The following is a 20,244-nucleotide window of genomic DNA, read 5'->3' as shown; positions in this document are numbered from 1 at the left end:
AAAATTTAAAAATTAAATAAAATTTTTATAAAGCTTTCAAAACTTTCTCGTAATAGCATACAAAAGTACAAAAAGCTCCCTAAATGTGATAAAATTATAATTATTAATAAGAAGAAAAAGCAAAATTTATAAACAGGAGTGATATTATGACAATTGTAAAACCATCAACCCTTCCAGGTTTTATGGAACTACTACCAAAGGATCAAATTCTCTTTAATGAGATGAAAGACATTATAAGAAAAAATTTTGAAAAGCACGGCTTTTTGCCCATAGATACTCCAGTTATAGAAAAATCTGAAGTCCTACTAGCAAAGGGCGGTGGAGAAACTGAAAAACAAATTTACAGGTTCTCAAAGGGAGACACTGACATGAGTCTTAGGTTTGACCTGACAGTTCCCCTAGCAAGATACACTGTAGAGCACATGAACGACTTATCCTTCCCATTTAAAAGATATCAAATAGGAAAAGTTTACAGGGGAGAGAAGGCTCAAAAGGGACGTTTTAGAGAGTTCTACCAATGTGATATTGACACAATTGGCATGGGAGAACTTTCGCTTGTCAATGACGCAGAGTTCCCAGTTGTAATCTTCCACACTTTTAAGGACTTAGGCTTTACAGATTTCACAATTCACCTTAACAATAGAAAGATCTTAAAGGGCTTCTTCTCATCACTTGGAATCGAAGACTCCATGAATGTACTTAGAACCGTTGACAAGCTAGATAAGATTGGTGAAGAAAGTGTCCTTGAAGAATTAGGAGAAAATGGAATAGGAAGAGATTCTGGAGAAAAAATCCTAGAATTTATAAAAATCAAGGGAACTGTAGATGAAATTCTTGAACAACTAAGAGCATTAAAAATAGAAGATGAGATCTTCCAAGAAGGACTTGATGAACTTACACAAGTTGTTGGCTACATGAGGGACTTTGGCATAGACGAAGACTGTTTTGACATTGACCTAAAGATTGCAAGAGGCCTTGACTACTACACAGGCACAGTTTATGAAACTACTCTTGATAACTATCCAAAGATTGGATCAGTTTGCTCAGGTGGAAGATACGAAGACCTTGCAAGCTATTACACAGACAAGGCATTGCCAGGAGTTGGGATTTCCATTGGACTTTCAAGACTTTTCTACCAATTAAATGAAGCAAAAATAATTTCTAGTGAAGAAAAATCTTTAGTTGACCTTTTAATTATCCCAATGGATGATTGCATCCACGACGGAATTAAACTCCTAAGTGAACTTAGAGAAAAGGGAGTAAGGGTTTCTGTCTACACAGAATTTGCAAAATTAAAGAAGAAATTCAAGTACGCAGACCAAACAAAGGTGGACTATGTAATAGTTCTTGGTGAAGAAGAAATAAAAACTAGAAAGTATAGTTTGAAGGATATGAAGACAGGAGATCAGGAAGAAGTAACTTTTGATGAGTTAGTTGAAAGATTTAAGAAGTAAGCTCGGATTAAAATTAGACCTATAAACTGATAATTTCAAAGTTTATAGGTCTTTTTTGTTGCACTTTTTTTTATTTAAGCTTAAAATAGGATAGAAACATGAAGAAATGAGATGAGAATTTTTGAAAAGACAAGATATAAGAAATATAGCTATTATTGCCCACGTTGACCACGGTAAGACTACCCTAGTTGATGCCCTATTAAGACAATCAGGTATCTTTAGGGAAAACCAACAAGTTAAGGACAGGGTAATGGACTCAAATGACATTGAAAAGGAAAGAGGTATCACTATCCTTTCCAAGAACACTGCTGTTAACCACAATGGAGTTAAGATTAATATCATTGATACTCCAGGACACGCTGACTTCGGTGGCGAAGTTGAACGTGTTTTAAAAATGGTAAATGGTGTTGTCCTATTAGTAGATGCCTTTGAAGGTCCAATGCCACAAACTAAGTTTGTGTTAAAGAAGTCCTTTGAACTTAACCTTCCAGTTATTGTCTGCATTAACAAGGTAGATAGACCTGAAGCAAGACCACTTGAAGTAGTTGACGAAGTTCTTGACCTATTTATCGAATTGGGTGCTGATGAATCTGTTCTTGAATGTCCTTTTGTATTTGCATCAGCAAAGCAAGGTATTGCAGCTCTTGATGTAGAGGACAAGATGGAAAACATGGACCCACTTTTTGAAACTATTATTAATTACATTCCAGGTCCAGAACAAAGAGATGATGAACCTTTCAAACTTCTAATTTCCACAATTGACTACAATGAATACATTGGAAGAATTGGTATTGGAAAAATCGAACAAGGTATTATTAACGAAAACGACAAGCTTGTAAGAGTTAATAAACTTGATCCAGACTTTAAAGAAAACATTAAGATTGCACAAATCTATGAGTTTGAAGGTCTAGACAGGGTTGAAGTTGATTCATCACGTTCAGGTTCCATTGTTGCAGTAACAGGTATCGAAGACATCAACATTGGAGACACTATTACTTCAACAGAAGACACAGAAGCTCTTGAATTTGTAAAAATTTCTGAGCCAACAATTTCCATGAACTTCTCTGTAAATGATTCACCTTTTGCAGGAAGGGTTGGAAAGTTCTTGACTTCAAGACAAATCAAGGCAAGACTTCACAGAGAACTACAAACTGACGTAGGACTAAGAGTTGAAGATACTGACTCAACTGATTCCTTTAAGGTTTCTGGTAGGGGAGAACTTCACCTTTCAGTTTTAATTGAAAACATGAGACGTGAAGGTTATGAGTTCCAAGTTTCCAAACCACAAGTTCTTTATAAATATGATGAAAATGGCAAAAAGTTAGAGCCAACAGAAAGAGTTACTATTGATGTTGACAATGTCTACGCCGGATCTGTTATAGAAAAACTTGGCAGGAGAAAGGGAGAGCTTGTTAACATTGTTGAACCTAATGGGGGCTACCAAAGGCTTGAATTTATTATTCCATCAAGGGGACTTATTGGTTATAGGACAGAATTTATGACTGACACTAAGGGTTCTGGAATCCTAAATTCTATTTTTGAATCCTATGTGCCTTTCAAGGGAGAAATCCCAAGAAGGGTAAATGCATCTATTGTTTCCTTTGACACAGGAACAGCTTCAGCTTATGGACTTAACAACGCCCAAGAACGTGGTACCCTATTTGTTGAGCCAGGTGAAGATGTTTATGAAGGTCAAGTTGTTGGTGAATCACCAAAGGGAATTGAAATTGAAGTTTCTGTTACTAAGTCAAAGAAACAAACTAACGTCAGAGCATCAGGTTCTGATGAAGCCCTTAGACTTTCTCCAGTTAGGAAGATGAGTCTTGAAGAAGCTTTAGAGTTTATTGAAGATGACGAGCTAATAGAAATTACACCTAATGAATTTAGACTTAGAAAGAAAATTCTAAACTCACAAACAAGATATAAATCAAAGAAAAATAAATAATTTTAGGAAAGGAGTAAAAGATGTTTAGTGTATATTTTGGGATGCTTAAAAACTTTGCCCAAGTTTATTCAGTACTATTTATTGTAAACTTACTAGTATCCACCTTTATAATTTTATTTGACAACAAGAAGCCAATATCCACATTATTGTGGGTAATGGCTATTAACTTCTTGCCCCTTCTTGGTTTTGTACTCTACCTTTTTATAGGACAAGACATTTCAAAATCCAAAATATTTAGTGGCAAACATAAAAAGGACGAGATCCTAAGCAAGGAATCAAAAGCTCAATTAAGAGAGATAAAGAACAAGGAATTTAGGTTTTCAAAAAAGAGAACTGCCAACCACATTGATATGGTTGAGATGTTCAACAAGGCAGAAAACGAAATGCTCTACACCGACAACAAGGTAAAGATTTTTAACGATGGAGTTGAAAAATTCGCTGCCCTCTTTGAAGACTTGAGAAAGGCTAAACATACAATTTACGTTCAATATTATATTTTTAAATCAGATGGACTTTCCACTGAATTTATGGATATACTAAAGTCAAAGGCCAAGGAAGGCCTTGACGTTTACTTATTAGTTGACGGCATGGGTGTTAGGAAGATGAAGCTAAGGGACAGGAAGTCTCTCGAAAAAGCTGGAGTTAAGTTTGCCATCTTCTTCCCAGGTATTATTGACAAGATCAACACCCACATCAACTACAGAAACCACAGAAAGATTGCTGTAATCGACAAGAGAATTGGTTATGTTGGCGGATTTAACGTTGGAGATGAATATATATCCAAGGGTCCCATGGGCTATTGGAGAGACACCCACCTAAGAATAGAAGGTCCAGCAGTCAATGGACTTGCCTGGAGATTTTTCTTAGACTTCAAGTTTGCATCAGAAGACCACACCAAGGGTTTCACTACAGAAATTTTTCCAGAGATAGAAGATGGAGTGGACATAAATATTGTCACAAGTGGACCAGACACCAAGGCAGACTCCATAAGAAATGGCTACGAAAAATTAATAACTTCTGCAAGGAAGGAACTCTACATCCAAACTCCTTACTTTGTTCCTGATGAAGGACTCTTAAAGGCCATAAAGGTTGCAGCCCTAAGTGGAGTTGATGTCAACATAATGTTCCCAGCCAAGCGTGACCACCTCTTTGTTCACTGGGCATCCCTATCTTTTTTGGGAGAACTTTTAAAGTGGGGAGCTCATGTCTACCAATATGAAGCTGGCTTCCTCCACACAAAGATTATGATATCAGATGACTACCTATCAAGCGTTGGGACAGCAAACTTCGACATAAGGTCCTTTGAACTAAACTTTGAAGTCAACGCCTTCTTATACGATGAAGAATTAAATAAAAAATTAAAGGAAGACTTTAAGAGGGATCTTGAAGAGTGCACAGAGATAACTAAGGAAACTTATGCCAAGAGGTCAAAGTTCACTAAGCTACGTGAATCCTTTTCAAGACTTTTATCTCCCCTCTTATAGGATATAATGGATATAGAAATAAATAAAAAGAAGATAAGGTCCCTTAGGCTTAGGGTCGAAGATGGGATAATAAAAGTTTCTGCTCCAAGGTCTATGACTGACAGAGCCATAAAAGAATTTATTAAAAACAATGAGGAAGCCATTGAGAGACTAAAGATGGAAGATGAGAGAAGGGGACGCTACAATAACCACTTGTTTGGCCAAAAGGTAAACTTCACTTCAGAGGAAGAACTTGAAAAAATTTACAGACGAGAGCTTCAGAAGGTCTTGGATGAAATTTTTCCAAGATACGAAGCCTTGACTGGACTCTCAGCCAAGTCCTATGAGATAAGGAAGATGAAGGTGAGATGGGGAACCTGCTATCCACAGCGTGGAGATATAAAAATAAATCTCTACCTGGCAGCAAGACCCTTAGAACAAATTGAGGCAGTTGTCCTTCACGAGTTAGTTCACTTAAAATTCTTTCACCACGACAAGAATTTTATAAATGAGTGCAAGAAGTACATGGAAAACTATGAAGAAATTGAAAGAGAATTAAAGACCTAGGTGATAAAATGAAAAAAGCTTTAAAAATTTTGGGAATAATAGCAGGAATTCTTATCCTAATGAAACTTTTTAACATTTCCATCTTTATTGGAAATCAAAGAATTGACAAACACTTTATTGTCAGTGGAATTAGAAACTTTAACCTAGGAGATCTCTTTGACAAGGTCTCAAGATTTTTTGACGAACTAGCTGGTGGAATAAGAAGAGCGGTTAACAGTTTATAATCTTATAAAGATTTATGACTTTATAAGAAACTATGACCTTGTAAGGTATCAGGACTTTATAAAAAGATACAAGCTTGCAAGATTTTATGCCCCTATAAAAATCTACAACTTTATAAGAATTTAAATAGTAATAATAAAGCACGACCTTCGTGCTTTTATTTTTTGCGAAAAATTAAATATATTATTGTGTTATAATTAATAGGTAAAATTTTGAATTAAGGTGATTAAATGAATTTAACTTTTCTTATACTAGGCTGTGTGGTGCCTGGACTTATGACAGGGGTTGGTGCAATCCCTATATTTTTTGCAAAGGATGTGAGCCAGAAGGGACTGGACATTCTCCTTGCAGCTGCAGCAGGAGTTATGCTTGCAGCAACTTGCTTCTCCCTTGTTATACCAAGTCTTGAGATAGCTAATGGAACTATGGGCGTTGTCTCAACGGGACTTGGAATTTTTTTCGGGGCTCTCCTTCTTGATTTAATCGACAAGTTTGCACCCCACGAGCACTTAATAGACAATAGACACGAGGGAGCAAATGTAAAGAACTTATCCAAGATGTGGCTCTTTGTAATTGCCATTGCCATCCACAACTTTCCAGAAGGACTTGCAACTGGTGTAAGTTTTGGTGGAGAAAATGTGGCAAATGGTCTTTCAGTTGCCCTTGGCATCTCCCTACAAAATATGCCAGAGGGACTTGCTGTTGCCCTTGCCCTTGTTCGTGAAGGCTACACTCGCAAGAAGGCCTTTGCCATAGCAAGCTTGACAGGACTTGTTGAACCTATTGGAGCCTTCCTTGGAGTTGGACTTGTTTCCATCTTCTCTGCAACTCTAGGCTTCATCCTTGCTCTTGCAGGAGGAGCCATGCTTTTTGTAATTAGTGACGAGATTATACCAGAGACCCACAATAACGGATATGAGAGAGAGGCAACTTATGGGGTAGTTTTTGGATTTATCCTAATGATGTTTTTAGATACTCTTATATAAAAATAAAAAACCAGAGCTAGGAAGTAAGCTTCAAAATCCTAAAGGATAATGAAACTTTCTTCGCAGCTCTGGTTTATTTTTTATAATTTTTAATTAGAAGACAAGGACTTGATAGCCTTGGCTTATATATTTTTCCATGCCAGCGTGGCCCTTCATGTCATCTAAAAATGTAAGGCCAAGCTTTTCGTTATCCTCATAGACGCCCATTACCTTGGAGCAAGCCTTGCATACGCCCACAATAAGTCCTGAGTCCAAGAGTTTTTTATAAAGAGAATTTTTCTCGTCTTCTAAAACTTTTGGAAGCTTGACAGACTTGCCTTCAAGAATTATTTTTACTTACTTGCCAGCTTCTAGGAGGGAGTCTGCATTTAACATGACGTGGTTAAAGCACATCTTCTCGCCTTCCATCACATAAAAAAGTATTTTTTCCACAAATATTCTCCTTATAATTTTTCTAGTGAATCGTAAATAAGTTCAGCATCATTATTGTAATGAACTTAAATTCATGTCAGATCACTTGTGGTAGGGGTGGTTATTAATTATCCTAAAGGCCCTGTAGATTTGTTCCATCAAGATCACTCGCATAAGCTTGTGGGGGAAGGTCATCTTGGAGAAGCTGAGCTTGTAGTCAGCCCTAGATAAAACTTCTTGGGATAGTCCAAGACTTCCACCAATTACAAAAGTTATGTTGGAGTGGCCGTCAATCATAAGGTCCTTGATTTTATCAGCAAAGGCAACAGAGTCTAGGCTCTTGCCACCAATCTCAAGGGCAATGACATAGGCACCATCCTTTATCTTGGAGAGGATTTTTTCGCCTTCCACATTTTTTACCTTCTCCATGTCCTTGTCTGACAAATTTTCGGGACAGGGTTCGTCCATAATTTCAAAAATGCTTAAATCTGCGTAAGACTTAAGCATTTTTTTGTACTCATTTATGGCATCCTTAAAATAATTTTCCTTGATCTTGCCAAGTACAATTAAATTAATGTTGATCATTTTAATTTTTTAACTTCTTCAAGAGCCTTGTCAAAGTTAACATCGTGAGTTACTTCAGGAACATATTCAACGTAAGCAACTTTTCCGTCTCTGTCAACAATTACAACTCCACGAGCAAGTAGTTGCAATTCTTCAATCATGAAACCGAATTTTTTACCAAATTCCTTGTATTTGTAGTCAGAAACAATATCTGCGTTTTCGATTCCTTTAACTGAACAGAATCTTTCTTGTGCGAAAGGAAGGTCAACAGTAACAGTTACGATTTTCACATCGTCAGATAACTTTGTAGCTTCTTCGTTAAAAGTAGTTGCTTGAAGAGCACAAACTGGTGTGTCAATAGATGGTGCAACTGAATAAACTACGATTTTGCCCTTTAGGTCATCTGAGTTAAAGTCAGATAGGTCCCTTTTAATTGCCTTAAATGATGGAGCCACGTCTCCAACTTTGATTTCTTTTCCTTCAAGATTTACTTTATTTCCGCCAAATGTTATATCCATTTCAATTCCTCCTAAAATTATTTTTGTTTTAATTTACACTATAATTATATCCAATTATCATGAATCATAACAAGTATTGAAATAAAATGCCAATTTGACTTAAATATAAGTGAGAAAAATTTTGTAAATTAAAGTAATAAATTAGACTAACTATATGAAGTCAACAGTAAAATGAGTAAAAAACAAAAGACAATTAAATAAAAATAAGCATAACAAACAAGCCTAAATTAATTAGGAAAGAAAATAATAAAGTTTTAATTATGAGGAATAAATTTAGAATTAATTTAAAGTCGCGACCAATTGATAATTATTATCGACAAACCCAGTGTTTAAGCCATTTGTAAAGGGTTATATATATAATATATTGGAAGTATATCTAAAAAAAGAAAGAGGTAAGTAAAATGAAAAAATTAAAAGGAACAAAAACAGCAAGTAACTTAATAACAGCCTTTGCAGGAGAATCTCAAGCAGTTCAAAGATACACTCTATCTCAAAAAATTGCTGACAAAGAAGGCTACAAGCACATAGCAAAAGTTTTTGAAGAAACAGCTTTAAACGAAAGAGCTCACGCAAATGCACTTTATAAGTACTTAAAAGACGAATTTGAAAATGAAGCTATTGAACTAAACCCTGACTATACAGCCTTCCCAGTAGTTTATAAGGACACAAAACTTGCCCTTAAAGGAGCTATTGATGGTGAAAATGGCGAAGCTGAATCTATGTATCCAGAATTTGCAAAAGTTGCAAAAGAAGAAGGCTTTGACGATATAGCAAAATCATTTACAGAAATAGGCGAAGTAGAAGAACACCACAGAGACAGATACAAAACCCTTCTAGACACTCTAGAAGCAGGAGAAATGTTTAAAAAAGATGAAGTAACAATTTGGAAATGCCTAAACTGCGGATATATCTTCGAAGGCGAAGAAGCTCCAAAAGCATGTCCAGCATGTAAACACCCACAAGGCTTCTTTATGGCAATAGGCCTAGTAAAATAAAACATTAGAAATAAAATATAAAAGTATAGAAACCTGACCTAGCATATAGGCCAGGTTTTTTTTACTAAATTGTAAACTTAAAAATCTTTAACTATGCTATAGCTTACTAAAGAAAATGGAGGTTAATATGAAGAGACATCTTTAGCAACAAACTTACCAGATTGATGAGTGGCAGGATCTAAACCTGCAAAAGCTTAAAGCTGACTAGGAGTATCAAATTTATTGATGTCAGCAATAATTTCAGCTCACAAGAAAATTGTTTAAGTTAAAACTATAGTGTCCAGTAGCTTCAAATCACACTTTTAAATTTTCAGAAGGATATGGTATAGTGATAGTAGAAGATTAAACCCCTCTAAATCCTTAGAAAAAGTGAAGCCATCCTTAAAAACTTCAACATCAGAATTAAAGACAAAACAATCATGCTTATCCTTAGCAACATCGATACCAACAAAACATAAAAATCACATCCTTAATAAAAATTGGCTGTGGTATCCTCAAAACTATGTATCGCATCCTTGCTCGAAATAAAAGGTCTAGCCTTATCTAACTCATAAACAAATAAAGATAGAACTGTGGTTGGAATCTAAATAAAATAGTCAAAGCTATGGAGGACGAACCAATCCACAAGCCTATGCTTATCATATAGTAAAAAGAAAAAAGAACACTAATTACTATGTGTTCATTATACAAGGAGGTAGACATGAAAAAAATTTTAAGCTTTTTATTTTTAATTTTTATGGCAGGAATAATTTTGACGGCTTGCACAGGTAAGGACCAAGGTCTTCCAGATAAGAAAATTTATAATGTAAAGTGGACTTTGGAAAGCATGATAAAAACAGATGATGGAGTAGAATTAAGCAATGACATGGCTCTTAAATTTGACAAGAAAAATTTTGTCATGACTGATAGAAACAGTGCCTATGACTATACTGGTACTTATAAACTAAAAAAGGCTGGCGCAGGATATGAAGTTATTATGAAGTTTGATGGTTTTGAAGAGCCTGTGACTGGGATTTATGGCATGAGAACTTACAAGGATAAGGATCCTAAGCCTGATTTAGTTTTTGAACATTGGGATACAAAATACTCCTTTATAGGTGAAGAGAAAAAATAAGCAAATAAAAACTGTTGGAAAAATAAATCCAACAGTTTTTTCATGTCTATTAAATTTTAAAAAATTATTTTTCTTTAAAAACTTTTAGCATAAGTTTAGTTGATAAGTAGAAGAGTATTAGGACAGCAAAAACTCCAGCTAGTCCCCAAACTGCTACTTCTACACCTTGCATAAATACATTCATGTCCATCCTATCACCCCTACATAAACATTGGCACAAGAGCCAAAATCATTGAACCAGCAACTACTGAGCCAAGTTGTCCTGCAACGTTAGCAGACATAGCTTGCATAAGGATAAAGTTCGTTGGGTCTTCCTTTGCAGCCATAGTTTGCACAACTCTACCAGACATAGGAAAGGCGGAGATACCTGCTGCCCCAATCATTGGATTGACCTTGTTCTTTAAGAATAAATTTAAGAATTTTGCAAAGAGAACACCACCTGCTGTGTCAAAGATAAAGGCAACAAGTCCCATGGCAAGGATCATAAGGGTGTTGACATTTAAAAAGGCATCGGCAGACATGGTTCCACCAATTGTTATCCCAAGCAAAATTGTAACTAGGTTTGAAAGTTCATTTTGTGCAGAGATAGAAAGTCTTTCAAGAACTCCACAAACTCTTATCAAGTTACCAAACATCAAGGCTCCAATAAGGGACACAGACATAGGTGCTATTATTCCAGCAATAAGAGTAATTGCAATTGGGAATAATATTTCAACCTTCTTTGGTACGTGAACAGTGGTGTACTTCATTCTTATTTTTCTCTCCTTAGAAGTTGTTAAGAGTTTAATAACTGGTGGCTGAATAATTGGCACAAGAGACATATAAGAATAAGCTGCTACAGATATTGGTCCAAGATAATTAGGAGCAAAGACCTTTGCAACATAAATTGATGTTGGGCCGTCGGCTGCACCAATTATACCAATTGACGCTGCTTCAGGAAGTGAGAACTTGCCAGTTGAAATAGCAAAGAGCATTGTGGCAAAAATTCCAAATTGAGCCGCTGCTCCAAAGAAGAGCATGAAAGGCGAAGCAATAAGTGGTTTAAAGTCGATCATTGCGCCTACACCTATAAAGATTAAAACTGGGAAAAGCTCTGTGGCAATCCCTGCCTTATAAAGTATTGTCAAGAAGCCTCCATCTCCAACTGCTGATGATAGTGGAATATTAGAAATAATTGCACCAAAACCAATAGGCAGAAGAAGTGAAGGTTCGTATTCCTTATCAATGGCAAGATAAATTAAAATTCCGCCAATGATAAACATAATTAAGTGTTTAACTTCGAGATTTAAAATCCCTTCTAAAAGTATATCCATTTTACCTCCTAATTGTTTTTAACATGGAAAGTAATATAACACAAATAAGTCCTATTTTCAATTTATGCAAAACAAAAAAGCCCACAAGTGTGAGCTTTCTTTTGCTACTTATAAAATTTTTGAAGCTTGTTAGTGAGATGCAAGCAGTTAAGTTTAAACAAAAATTAAAACTACTTACTTGCTCCAATGCCTGCAAGGGCTCCATCATTTACAGCAGTGGCAACTTGTCTAACTGCTTTGACCCTTAGGTCGCCTGCAAAAAATAAATTATCAATTTTGCTTTCAACATCAGAATCAATAAAACCAAGTTCATTCTTTGGAATATTTAAGTCAATAAAACTTGTATTTGGATGTTGACCAATCATAGCAAAAATTTCAAGTCCATCCTTGGCAGTAATTTCACATCCATTAGAAAGCTTGGCAGATCTTATAAGACCATCCTTACAAGTTACAGCTTCCAAAGAGGAAGAAGTGTGGACTACAATGTTATTAGATTCTTCGATTTGCTTTTTGAACTCGTGAATACATAAGAGCTTATCTTGGTTTTGTACGATGTGAACTTCCTTTGCGAACTTGGAAAGATAAATAGCTTCCTTAGCTGCACCATCAGAACCACCGTTGACTATTACAAGCTTGCCCTTAACCCTTTCTTCAGAACCCTTAGCCCAATGAGAAATCTTATAATTTTCAATCTTTAAATCCAATTCCTTTGGACTAGAGCCAGAAGCTACAATAACTTTCTTAGCTTCATAGGTGTCCTTATTTGTCTTAACAACGAAGACATCGCCATCTTTTTTTAAGCTAAGGACCTCTTCGTATTTTAAATCAAGCTTATATGCCTTGATTTGATCCTCTAATCTCTTTCTAAAACTTTCTCCGTCTTCATCAACTATAACAGAAGTGTAGTGGCTAACCTTAGAAACATTTCCAATTAAACCACCAACCTTATCTTTTTCAAATATTGTCAAGTCGAGGCCCCTGGATTGTGCATAAAGAGCAGCAGAAACACCAGCAGGTCCAGCTCCAATTATAATTAAATCTTTAATATTAAAACCTCCCTTGTGTCAATATTACAATGGTGTTATAGCACTTAATAAATTCATTGTCAATAAGAGAGGAAAAAGAAAAAGTAAAAGATAAATTTCAGAAGAGAAAACCAATAGCTAATTTATTTTTATAAGTTAAAAAAATTTTTTGACTTACATTAAACATCCTTAGTTAAAGATGAAAAAAACAGCCCACGATTTTGTGGGCTGTTTTGAAAGTTTTATCTTTTTAATCTTACATTAACTTTGAAACATTTCTTGCGTAGGCTATTGGATCTTTTATTTCAAGTCCTGCAACAAGTCTTGCTCCGTCGTATAGCATTTGTGTGTAAGTTTTAAATTCTTCTGAAGATTCATCCATTGTTTTTAGCTTCTTAAGGGCAGGGTGGTTTGGATTTAATTCTAGGACCTTGTCTGCCTTAAAGCCTTGGTTGTTTGGCATGTGGCTAAGAGTTTTTTCCATTTCAATGGAGATTTCGCCCTTGCTTGATAGGTAGGCTGCGTCATCTTTTAGATTTGGATTTTCTCTTATTGATGAAACTTCTCCCTTTAAGATTTCCTTCATCTTCTTTACATAGTCTTGTAAATTCTTTTCATCTTCTTCTTTGACTTCATCTGTTTCGGAAATTGACTTAAACTTCTTGTCGTCATATTCTTCTAACATTTTAATTACAAACTCGTCAATTGGATCTGTTAGGGCAAGGACTTCTATGTCCTTGTCAATGAAGTGTTTGATTTGTGGAAGGTCCTTAATTGCCTCGATTGATGAGCCATTTGCATAGTAGATGAAGTCTTGGTCTGGCAACATGTCCTTCCTGTATTCGTTAAAAGTAATATTTTCCCTCTTAGTAGTAGTGTAGATAAAGAGGTCCTTTAACTTGTCCTTGTCTGCTCCATAATTTTCATAGGCACCTGACTTTAGACTGACGCCAAAGTTTTTAAAGAATTCAGCGTACTTGTCCCTATCATTTTTAAGAATCTTTGCAAGTTCATCAAGGATTTTCTTTTCTATATTTTTCTTAATTAATTGGAGCTCACGAGTCTTTTGTAGCATTTCACGTGAGATGTTAAGGGAAATGTCTTCTGAGTCAACAACTCCCTTGATGAAACTCAAGTAGTCTGGAAGTAGGTCTTCACATTTTTCCATTATTAAGACCCCATTGGAGTAGAGTTCAAGTCCACCCTTCTTGTCTGGGTTTAGGAAGTCAAAAGGTCTCCTTGATGGAATGTATAAAATTGCCTTAAAGGAAATCATACCTTCCACAGAGATGTGGATGTGGGCAAGGGGGTCTTCAAAGCCAAAGTGTCTTTGCCTGAAGAAGTTGTTGTAGTCCTCTTCCTTTAATTCATTTTTATTTTTTCTCCACATTGGGACAGAAGAGTTTAATACGTCGTCTTCTCTGTAGGATTCAAATTTTGGATCATCTTCTGTTGAGTCGGCAGCTGGTCTTTTCTTTTCCACTTCCATCTTAATTGGATAGGAGATGTAGTTGGAGTAGTGGCTCACAAGTTCTCTTATCTTATATTCATCGAGATAGACATCATAATTTTCTTCCTTAGTGTTGTTTCTCAAGTGAAGAGTTATGATAGTACCATGTTTGTCCTTTTCTGCATCTTCAATGGAGTAGCCTTCTGCACCTTTGGACTTCCAAAGATGAGCTTTTTCTTCCTTGTAAGACTTAGTCAAGACAGAAATTTCATCTGCAACCATAAAGGCAGAGTAGAAACCAACACCAAACTGTCCAATGATTTCGTGGTCGGCATCTTTTTTGTTTAAGTTTTTAAAATCAAGAGATCCAGACTTTGCTATTGTTCCCAAATTTTCTACAAGTTCTTCAGCAGTCATGCCAAGGCCACCGTCTTCTATTGTCAAAGTTCTCTTGTCCTTGTCAGGAGTGATCCTAATAAAATAGTCTTCGTGGTTGAACTTAAGCTTGTCATCGTTTAAGGCGATGTAGTACATCTTGTCCATAGCATCTGATGCGTTGGAGATAAGTTCTCTTAGGAATATTTCTTTATTTGTGTAAATGGAATGAATCATCAAGTCCATTAATCTTTCTGTTTCGGCATTATATTTTTTATTTTGCATATTATCACCTTTCTTCATTAGCACTCGATATGTGCTTCTGCTAATAATATATATCTTTTTATTAAAATAGTCAAACCTTTGAAAATTATTTTGAGCTTACATTTTTAAAATTTAAAGATATGGTAATTTTTTTTAATCTCGTGGGATTTACTTTTTAAAAATTTAAAATCAATATAAAAAAACTTCTTGACAAAATAAAATTGAAAGCCTATATTATATCTAAATAATAAACCGATAAAGAAGATTAGTAATTTTTATGGAGCTTTAAAGAGAGTGAGTCACTTGGTGAGAGACTTGTAGGTGAAGTTTAAATGAATGGACTTCTGAGGGCGGGAAGAAATAAATCTTTGATTTAGAGTAATGCCCGACGGGACTTAGCCGTTAAAATAAGACCAATATGTTAGTATTGATGAGAGGGTGCTTTATGCAAATTTGGGTGGTACCGCAGAAGTTAAGACTTTTGTCCCATTAGGGATGGAAGTCTTTTTTTATTTCCATCCTTCTCTCATAGTGTGAGGAAAAGGAGAAAAAAATGAAAAAAATTTTAGTAGTATTGTCATTAGTTATGTTGCTAGTTGGATGTTCAAAGGGAAGCGGAGAAAAAACTTCTGATAGTGAGAAAGTTTATAAAATTGGAATTTTACAATTTGCTCAACACCCATCACTTGATAATTGTAGGGAAGGTTTCTTGCAAGGACTTGAAGAAGAAGGACTTGTTGAAGGAAAGAATTTAGAAATTGATTACCAAAACGCCCAAGCAGATATGGGTATAGCAGCCCAAATAGCAAATGCCTTTGTGGGCAACAAGGTTGATATGGTAACAGCAATTGCCACACCAGCAGCCATGAGTGCCTACAACGCAACAATGAAAACAGACATACCAGTTGTCTACACAGCAATCACTGATCCTATTGTTGCTCAACTTGCAGATGAAAATAAAAATCCTCTTGGCAATGTAACAGGCACAAGTGACATCTTGCCAGTGGAAGCTCAATTAAAATTAATAAGAGAGATAATGCCAGAAGCAAAAAATCTTGGCATCCTTCATACATCAAGTGAAGCAAACTCTGATTCAATGTTAAAAATCTACAAGGACCTTGCAGGTAAGTACGGCTTTACAATTGTTGACGAGGCTATAAACACTACAGCAGACATACCTCTAGCAACAGACAACTTACTTTCAAAAGTTGATGCCATTACAAATCTTTTGGATAACACAGTTGTGAATTCTCTTCCAACAATTTTAGACAAGGCCAATGCAAAGAAGATTCCAGTTTTTGGTTCTGAAGTTGAACAAGTAAATATGGGTTGCCTTGGTTCAGAAGGTATTGAATATGTTTCTCTTGGCAAGCAAACAGGTAAGATGGCTGCAAAAATTTTAAAGGGAGAAGCTAAGGCAAGTGAAATGCCTTTTGAAACAATTGAAAAGCCAAACCTATACTTAAACTCAAAGGTTGCTAAAGACCTTGGCATAGAAATACCAAAGGACCTACTTGATAGGGCAACAGAAAATATAACTGAAGTTGTTATACCTTCAGAAAAGTAGGTAATCTATGGATATTTTAAGAGGAATAATTGAGCAGGGGCTGACTTATAGTTTCTTAGCCCTTGGTCTTTATATTGCTTACAGCATCTTGGACTTCCCAGACTTAACTGTTGACGGGTCCTTTCCACTGGGAGCAGCAGTAACAGTTTTTGCAATCTTAAGGGGAGTGAACCCTGGTCTTGCCCTTGTAATGAGTTTCTTGGCTGGAGCTATTGCAGGTTCCTTGACAGGTCTAATCCATATAAAGCTAAAGGTGGAAGACCTACTTGCAGGTCTTATTATGCAAACTGCCCTATGGACTATTAATTTAAAAATTGCAGGTAAGGCCAACGTGCCAATCTTTAATGAGGCAACAATCTTTTCTACGGGGCTTGCAAGACTTGTGCCCGAAAATTTAAAAGATTTTGACTTGCTCCTTGTTATGATCCCTTTTGTTCTTGTGATGAAAATTATCTTAGATTATTTTTTAAAGACCAAGGCTGGATTTATTTTAAAGGCTTGTGGCGACAACGAAAGCCTCGTTAGGACCATGGCAGTTGATCCTGGTTTGGTAAAAATTTATGGTCTTGCCCTTTCCAACGGACTTGTTGCCCTAAGTGGGTCCATAGTTTGCCAAGATCAGAGATTTTTTGAAGTTTCCATGGGAACTGGGTCCATGGTAATGGGTTTGGCTTCAGTTGTGCTTGGAATGAAGCTTTTGCAGTCCTTTGACTTTATAAAGGACACTACAAAAGTTTTAATAGGTTCAATTCTTTACAAGGCTTCAATTGCCCTTGCCATTGCCTTTGGTTTTTCAGCCAACTCAATGAAACTTATAACTGCAGTGATCTTCCTTGTGATATTAATTGCAGGAAGGGGAAAGAGAAAGAAGGTCCAAAATGCTTGAACTAAGATCAATTGATAAAACTTTTAATATTGGGACAGCAAATGAGAATAAACTTTTTGAGAGTTTTGACCTTACTCTTCCCAAGGGACAATTTGTCAGCATTATTGGGTCTAATGGGTCAGGCAAGTCTACTCTTTTAAATATTATTTGTGGGTCTCTAAGAGAAGACTCAGGAGAAATTTTAATCGACGGAGAAAGCCTCAAAAAAATTCCAGAGCACAAGAGATACGTCAAGATGGGAAGGGTCTTTCAAGATCCAAAGATGGGGACTTCGCCAAAGATGACGATTTTAGAAAATATGTCTATGGCAGAAAATAAAAACAAGTCTTGGAACTTGCTGCCAGGAGTAAATAAAAAGAAAAGAGAAATTTATAGGGAGACCCTAAGGGGACTTGGCCTTGGACTCGAAGACAAGTTAGACGACAAGGTTGGGCTCTTATCAGGTGGCCAAAGGCAGGCTCTTGCCCTAATAATGGCTACACTTGTACCCATAGATTTTTTAATCCTTGACGAACACACAGCAGCTCTTGACCCAAAGACAGCTGACACAGTTATGGACATCACCAATAAAATTGTGAGAGAAAAAAATTTGACAGCCCTTATGGTTACCCACAACTTAAATTATTCTCTTGACTATGGTGACAGGCTCATAATGATGCACAAGGGAGAAAAGATTATGGACTTTGCTGGAGAAGAAAAGAAAAATCTTAAGCTGGATTCAATTTTAGATAAATTTTATGAAATATCTATTGAGTCTGGTAACTCTTTATAAATAATAAAATAAAATAAGAAAAGAAAATTTTATAAATTTTGCAAAAGAAAAAGCCATGGAGAAATCCATGGCAATTTTTATACAAAAATTATTTTTATCTAGGAATATATTTTTTATTTTCTTTACCCAAGACGTGGTTGGCCATAGTTGACACAACTGTGTACACAAGGATTGATGCCAAGTTGGCAGTTACAGAGTCGTGGTCAAATCTTGGAGAAACTTCACATATGTCGAAGCTTGTTGGCTTGCCAGTTGAGAAGACGTGTTTTAAAAGTAGGATTACTTTTTCTGGATCAATTCCCAAGGCTTGTGGAGCAGAAACTCCTGGAGCATAGGAAGATGTGAAGCAGTCCATACAAATTGTCACATAAAGATGGTCTTGTTCTCCAATGTACTCATCAAGTTCGTGAACAATTTCAAAAAAGTTTCCATTTATCAAGTTCTTACCAAGTACATACTTAACTCCAAGGTCTTCAGCAGTCCTAAAAAGTGAAAGTGTGTTGGAGTGCTTTTGAATTCCCATTACATAGTAGGCATACTCAGTTCCCTTTTCACGAGTGTAGTCTGCAATTTGTCTAAACATTGTTCCACTTGTTCCATTTCCTTTTTCATAAGGTCTAAGGTCAAAGTGGGCATCAAAATTTAAAATGCCAAGCTTGTCGTCTTCCTTGTCATCAAGGAAGGTGCTAATTCCCTTGTAGTGGCCAAAGGCAGTTTCGTGACCTCCACCAAGAACTAGAGGGAATAAGTTTAATTCGAGAACTCTTTTCACAGCCTTTGCCAGCTCGTCTTGGCTTGCTTCAAGAGTTGTATACTTACTTGTGACATTGCCGCAGTCAAAGATTTTAACTTCTTCAGAGAATTGACATGGAAGTTTTGCAAGTTCTTTTCTTATGGCAGCAGGACCAGCAGCAGCGCCAAACCTTCCCTTGTTGAGTTCAATACCTTGGTCAGATTCAAAGCCTATGATACCAAAACCTAGCTTGCCTTCAAAGGGACTTAAGTTCTCGTCGTTTAGATCAAGGGGCTTAACCCATTGATGCCATCTAAAGGATTCATAATCATTTTCATCATCGACTCTTCCAGACCAAATTGTCATTTCTTGTGGACTATAATAATTTATCATTTTACACCTCAGTTTACTTTGTTCTTAGGACTCTTGCCTTCCTTGAAAGCAATTAAATTGTCCTTTGCATTTTCTCCCATCTCAAGTCTTGCTTCAAAAGTTGCATTACCAAGGTGAGGAGCAAGAATTACATTGTCTAGGTCCATGAGTTTTTCATTTACCTTTGGTTCAAATTCATAAACATCAAGGGCTGCTCCTGCAATTACATTTTCTATTAGTGCATTGGCAAGGGCTTCTTCGTCAACAACTGGACCCCTAGACGCATTAATTAATATAGCAGATTTTTTCATCATTTCAAGTTCTTTTTTGGAAATCATGTGATGGAGTTCAGGCACAAAGGCTGTGTGAAGACTTAAAAAGTCAGAAGACTTTATTACCTCATCTTTATCCATGTATTCTAGGCCAAATTCTTTTTCGAAATCTTCTTTTCTTGTGCGTGAATAATAGACAACCTTCATTTCAAAGGCTCTTGCCCTCTTGGCAAGGTTTTTTCCAATGTTTCCTAGGCCAATGATGCCAAGAGTCTTTCCTTTAAGTTGACTTCCAAGATAAAAAGTTGGTCTCCAGCCGTAAAATTCTCCAGCCCTTGTTACCTTGTCGCCAGATACAATGCGTCTTGCAGCAGCAAGCATAAGGCCAAAAGCAAGTTCAGCTGTGGACACAGCAGATGCAGGAGCAGGTGCGTTAGTAACAACAATTCCCTTTTCTCTTGCGTAATCAATATCTATATTGTCGAAGCCAGCTCCATAGTTGGCAATAATTTTTAAATTGTCGCCAGCATCAATTACATCCTTATCGATTTTATCTGATAGGGGACATAAAAGAGCATCTTGTCCCTTTATCATTTCTATAATTTCTTCTTTTTTTAGTGGAACGTTGGAGTCGTGATAGCTTATTTCAAAATGTTTGTCTAGCTCATCGTAAATTTTTTCTGGAATATTACTCGTAATCAATAATTTCAAAAAATCACCTCGTTGCTTTTATTTTAACATTAAATGATTATTGTATAAAGTACGCTGGAAATAATTAAAAAATAAATTGAAAAAAATTCAATATTATATTTATGGAATAAAGTTTATATAGTAATAATATTTAGTAATTTCCTTAATTGAGAAAAAATAAATTTAGAATTGGACGAGAATTGTGATATTATTAAATTTAGCAGGTGGTATTTTGAAGAAGAATAAAACGTTAATATTTTTAAATTTTATATTTTTAATTTTTACT

General features: G+C 35.9%; 20 protein-coding genes and 1 other annotated feature. Of the genes, 11 read left to right on the top strand and 9 right to left on the bottom strand.

The window, feature by feature from the left end; translation table 11 throughout:
- Positions 1–146 precede the first annotated feature (146 nt).
- The 6 genes from hisS (at position 147) to M9426_RS03730 (ending at position 6,637) form a co-directional block, all read left to right on the top strand.
- On the top strand, positions 147–1,454 hold the full coding sequence (gene hisS / locus M9426_RS03755) for a histidine--tRNA ligase (RefSeq protein WP_250342498.1): 1,308 nt from the start codon (positions 147–149) through the stop codon (positions 1,452–1,454).
- A gap of 121 nt (positions 1,455–1,575) precedes the next feature.
- A complete protein-coding gene (gene typA, locus M9426_RS03750; protein ID WP_005957240.1) occupies positions 1,576–3,399 on the top strand; it encodes a translational GTPase TypA in 1,824 nt (607 codons plus the stop codon).
- A 20-nt stretch (positions 3,400–3,419) separates the two neighbouring features.
- On the top strand, positions 3,420–4,883 hold the full coding sequence (gene cls / locus M9426_RS03745; protein ID WP_250342497.1) for a cardiolipin synthase: 1,464 nt from the start codon (positions 3,420–3,422) through the stop codon (positions 4,881–4,883).
- 6 nt (positions 4,884–4,889) lie between these two features.
- Positions 4,890–5,429 carry a M48 family metallopeptidase gene (locus M9426_RS03740; protein WP_250342496.1) on the top strand — a complete coding sequence of 180 codons (540 nt, stop codon included), beginning with the start codon at positions 4,890–4,892 and terminating at the stop codon, positions 5,427–5,429.
- 8 nt (positions 5,430–5,437) lie between these two features.
- The gene (locus M9426_RS03735) at positions 5,438–5,653 is read left to right on the top strand and encodes a hypothetical protein (protein ID WP_005957198.1); all 216 of its coding nucleotides are present in this window, start codon (positions 5,438–5,440) and stop codon (positions 5,651–5,653) included.
- 228 nt (positions 5,654–5,881) lie between these two features.
- Positions 5,882–6,637, top strand: coding sequence for a ZIP family metal transporter (locus M9426_RS03730; protein ID WP_005957219.1), 756 nt, complete (start codon positions 5,882–5,884; stop codon positions 6,635–6,637).
- 93 nt (positions 6,638–6,730) lie between these two features.
- Here the strand turns inward: M9426_RS03730 and M9426_RS09295 are convergent, their stop codons facing one another.
- The 3 genes from M9426_RS09295 to tpx all read right to left on the bottom strand — a co-directional run bounded on the left by M9426_RS09295 (position 6,731) and on the right by tpx (position 8,130).
- Positions 6,731–6,964: a DsrE family protein gene (locus tag M9426_RS09295; protein ID WP_305883877.1), complete on the bottom strand. Its 234-nt coding sequence runs from the start codon at positions 6,962–6,964 to the stop codon at positions 6,731–6,733.
- Between the two features lie 186 nt (positions 6,965–7,150).
- Positions 7,151–7,630 (bottom strand): 23S rRNA (pseudouridine(1915)-N(3))-methyltransferase RlmH, encoded by a 480-nt coding sequence (gene rlmH / locus M9426_RS03720; RefSeq protein WP_195444841.1) that lies wholly within the window; start codon positions 7,628–7,630, stop codon positions 7,151–7,153.
- Positions 7,630–8,130 carry a thiol peroxidase gene (gene tpx / locus M9426_RS03715; protein ID WP_250342494.1) on the bottom strand — a complete coding sequence of 167 codons (501 nt, stop codon included), beginning with the start codon at positions 8,128–8,130 and terminating at the stop codon, positions 7,630–7,632. Before tpx ends, rlmH begins: the two co-directional genes overlap by 1 nt.
- 401 nt (positions 8,131–8,531) lie before the next feature.
- Here tpx and rbr point away from each other — a divergent pair, with 401 nt between their 5' ends.
- A complete protein-coding gene (gene rbr, locus M9426_RS03710; protein ID WP_250342493.1) occupies positions 8,532–9,125 on the top strand; it encodes a rubrerythrin in 594 nt (197 codons plus the stop codon).
- 700 nt (positions 9,126–9,825) lie between these two features.
- Entirely contained in the window at positions 9,826–10,239 is a 414-nt protein-coding gene (locus M9426_RS03705; RefSeq protein WP_250342492.1) for a hypothetical protein, read from the top strand.
- Positions 10,240–10,303: 64 nt separating this feature from the next.
- On the opposite strand, the gene M9426_RS09280 is transcribed toward M9426_RS03705, so the two are convergent.
- The 4 genes from M9426_RS09280 to htpG form a co-directional block, all read right to left on the bottom strand.
- The gene (locus M9426_RS09280) at positions 10,304–10,429 is read right to left on the bottom strand and encodes an OadG-related small transporter subunit (protein WP_005957244.1); all 126 of its coding nucleotides are present in this window, start codon (positions 10,427–10,429) and stop codon (positions 10,304–10,306) included.
- Between the two features lie 10 nt (positions 10,430–10,439).
- Positions 10,440–11,552: a sodium ion-translocating decarboxylase subunit beta gene (locus M9426_RS03700; protein ID WP_148464745.1), complete on the bottom strand. Its 1,113-nt coding sequence runs from the start codon at positions 11,550–11,552 to the stop codon at positions 10,440–10,442.
- 170 nt (positions 11,553–11,722) lie between these two features.
- Positions 11,723–12,580, bottom strand: a complete 858-nt coding sequence (locus M9426_RS03695; protein WP_250342628.1) for an NAD(P)/FAD-dependent oxidoreductase — start codon at positions 12,578–12,580, stop codon at positions 11,723–11,725.
- Between the two features lie 253 nt (positions 12,581–12,833).
- Positions 12,834–14,687 carry a molecular chaperone HtpG gene (gene htpG, locus M9426_RS03690; RefSeq protein ID WP_250342491.1) on the bottom strand — a complete coding sequence of 618 codons (1,854 nt, stop codon included), beginning with the start codon at positions 14,685–14,687 and terminating at the stop codon, positions 12,834–12,836.
- Positions 14,688–14,912: 225 nt separating this feature from the next.
- Positions 14,913–15,158: a binding site (T-box leader), on the top strand.
- 61 nt (positions 15,159–15,219) lie between these two features.
- Between htpG and M9426_RS03685 the strand changes: the two genes are divergently transcribed.
- Genes M9426_RS03685 through M9426_RS03675 form a run of 3 tightly spaced genes read left to right on the top strand, consistent with a single transcriptional unit; the run spans position 15,220 to position 17,891 of the window.
- On the top strand, positions 15,220–16,233 hold the full coding sequence (locus M9426_RS03685; RefSeq protein WP_250342490.1) for an ABC transporter substrate-binding protein: 1,014 nt from the start codon (positions 15,220–15,222) through the stop codon (positions 16,231–16,233).
- Positions 16,234–16,240: 7 nt separating this feature from the next.
- A complete protein-coding gene (locus M9426_RS03680; protein WP_250342489.1) occupies positions 16,241–17,119 on the top strand; it encodes an ABC transporter permease in 879 nt (292 codons plus the stop codon).
- Positions 17,112–17,891, top strand: a complete 780-nt coding sequence (locus M9426_RS03675) for an ABC transporter ATP-binding protein (protein WP_070699906.1) — start codon at positions 17,112–17,114, stop codon at positions 17,889–17,891. Before M9426_RS03680 ends, M9426_RS03675 begins: the two co-directional genes overlap by 8 nt.
- A gap of 94 nt (positions 17,892–17,985) precedes the next feature.
- On the opposite strand, the gene hutG is transcribed toward M9426_RS03675, so the two are convergent.
- On the bottom strand, positions 17,986–19,017 hold the full coding sequence (hutG, locus tag M9426_RS03670; protein ID WP_250342488.1) for a formimidoylglutamase: 1,032 nt from the start codon (positions 19,015–19,017) through the stop codon (positions 17,986–17,988).
- Positions 19,018–19,025: 8 nt separating this feature from the next.
- Entirely contained in the window at positions 19,026–19,979 is a 954-nt protein-coding gene (locus M9426_RS03665) for a 2-hydroxyacid dehydrogenase family protein (RefSeq protein WP_250342487.1), read from the bottom strand.
- Positions 19,980–20,244 lie beyond the last annotated feature (265 nt).

The sequence above is a fragment of the Peptoniphilus genitalis genome, from assembly GCF_023614525.1.
GTDB classification, from domain to species: Bacteria; Bacillota; Clostridia; order Tissierellales; family Peptoniphilaceae; genus Peptoniphilus_A; species Peptoniphilus_A genitalis.
The sequence above is the reverse complement of the archived record's forward strand: the minus strand, read 5'-3'. Positions and strand labels throughout refer to the sequence as shown.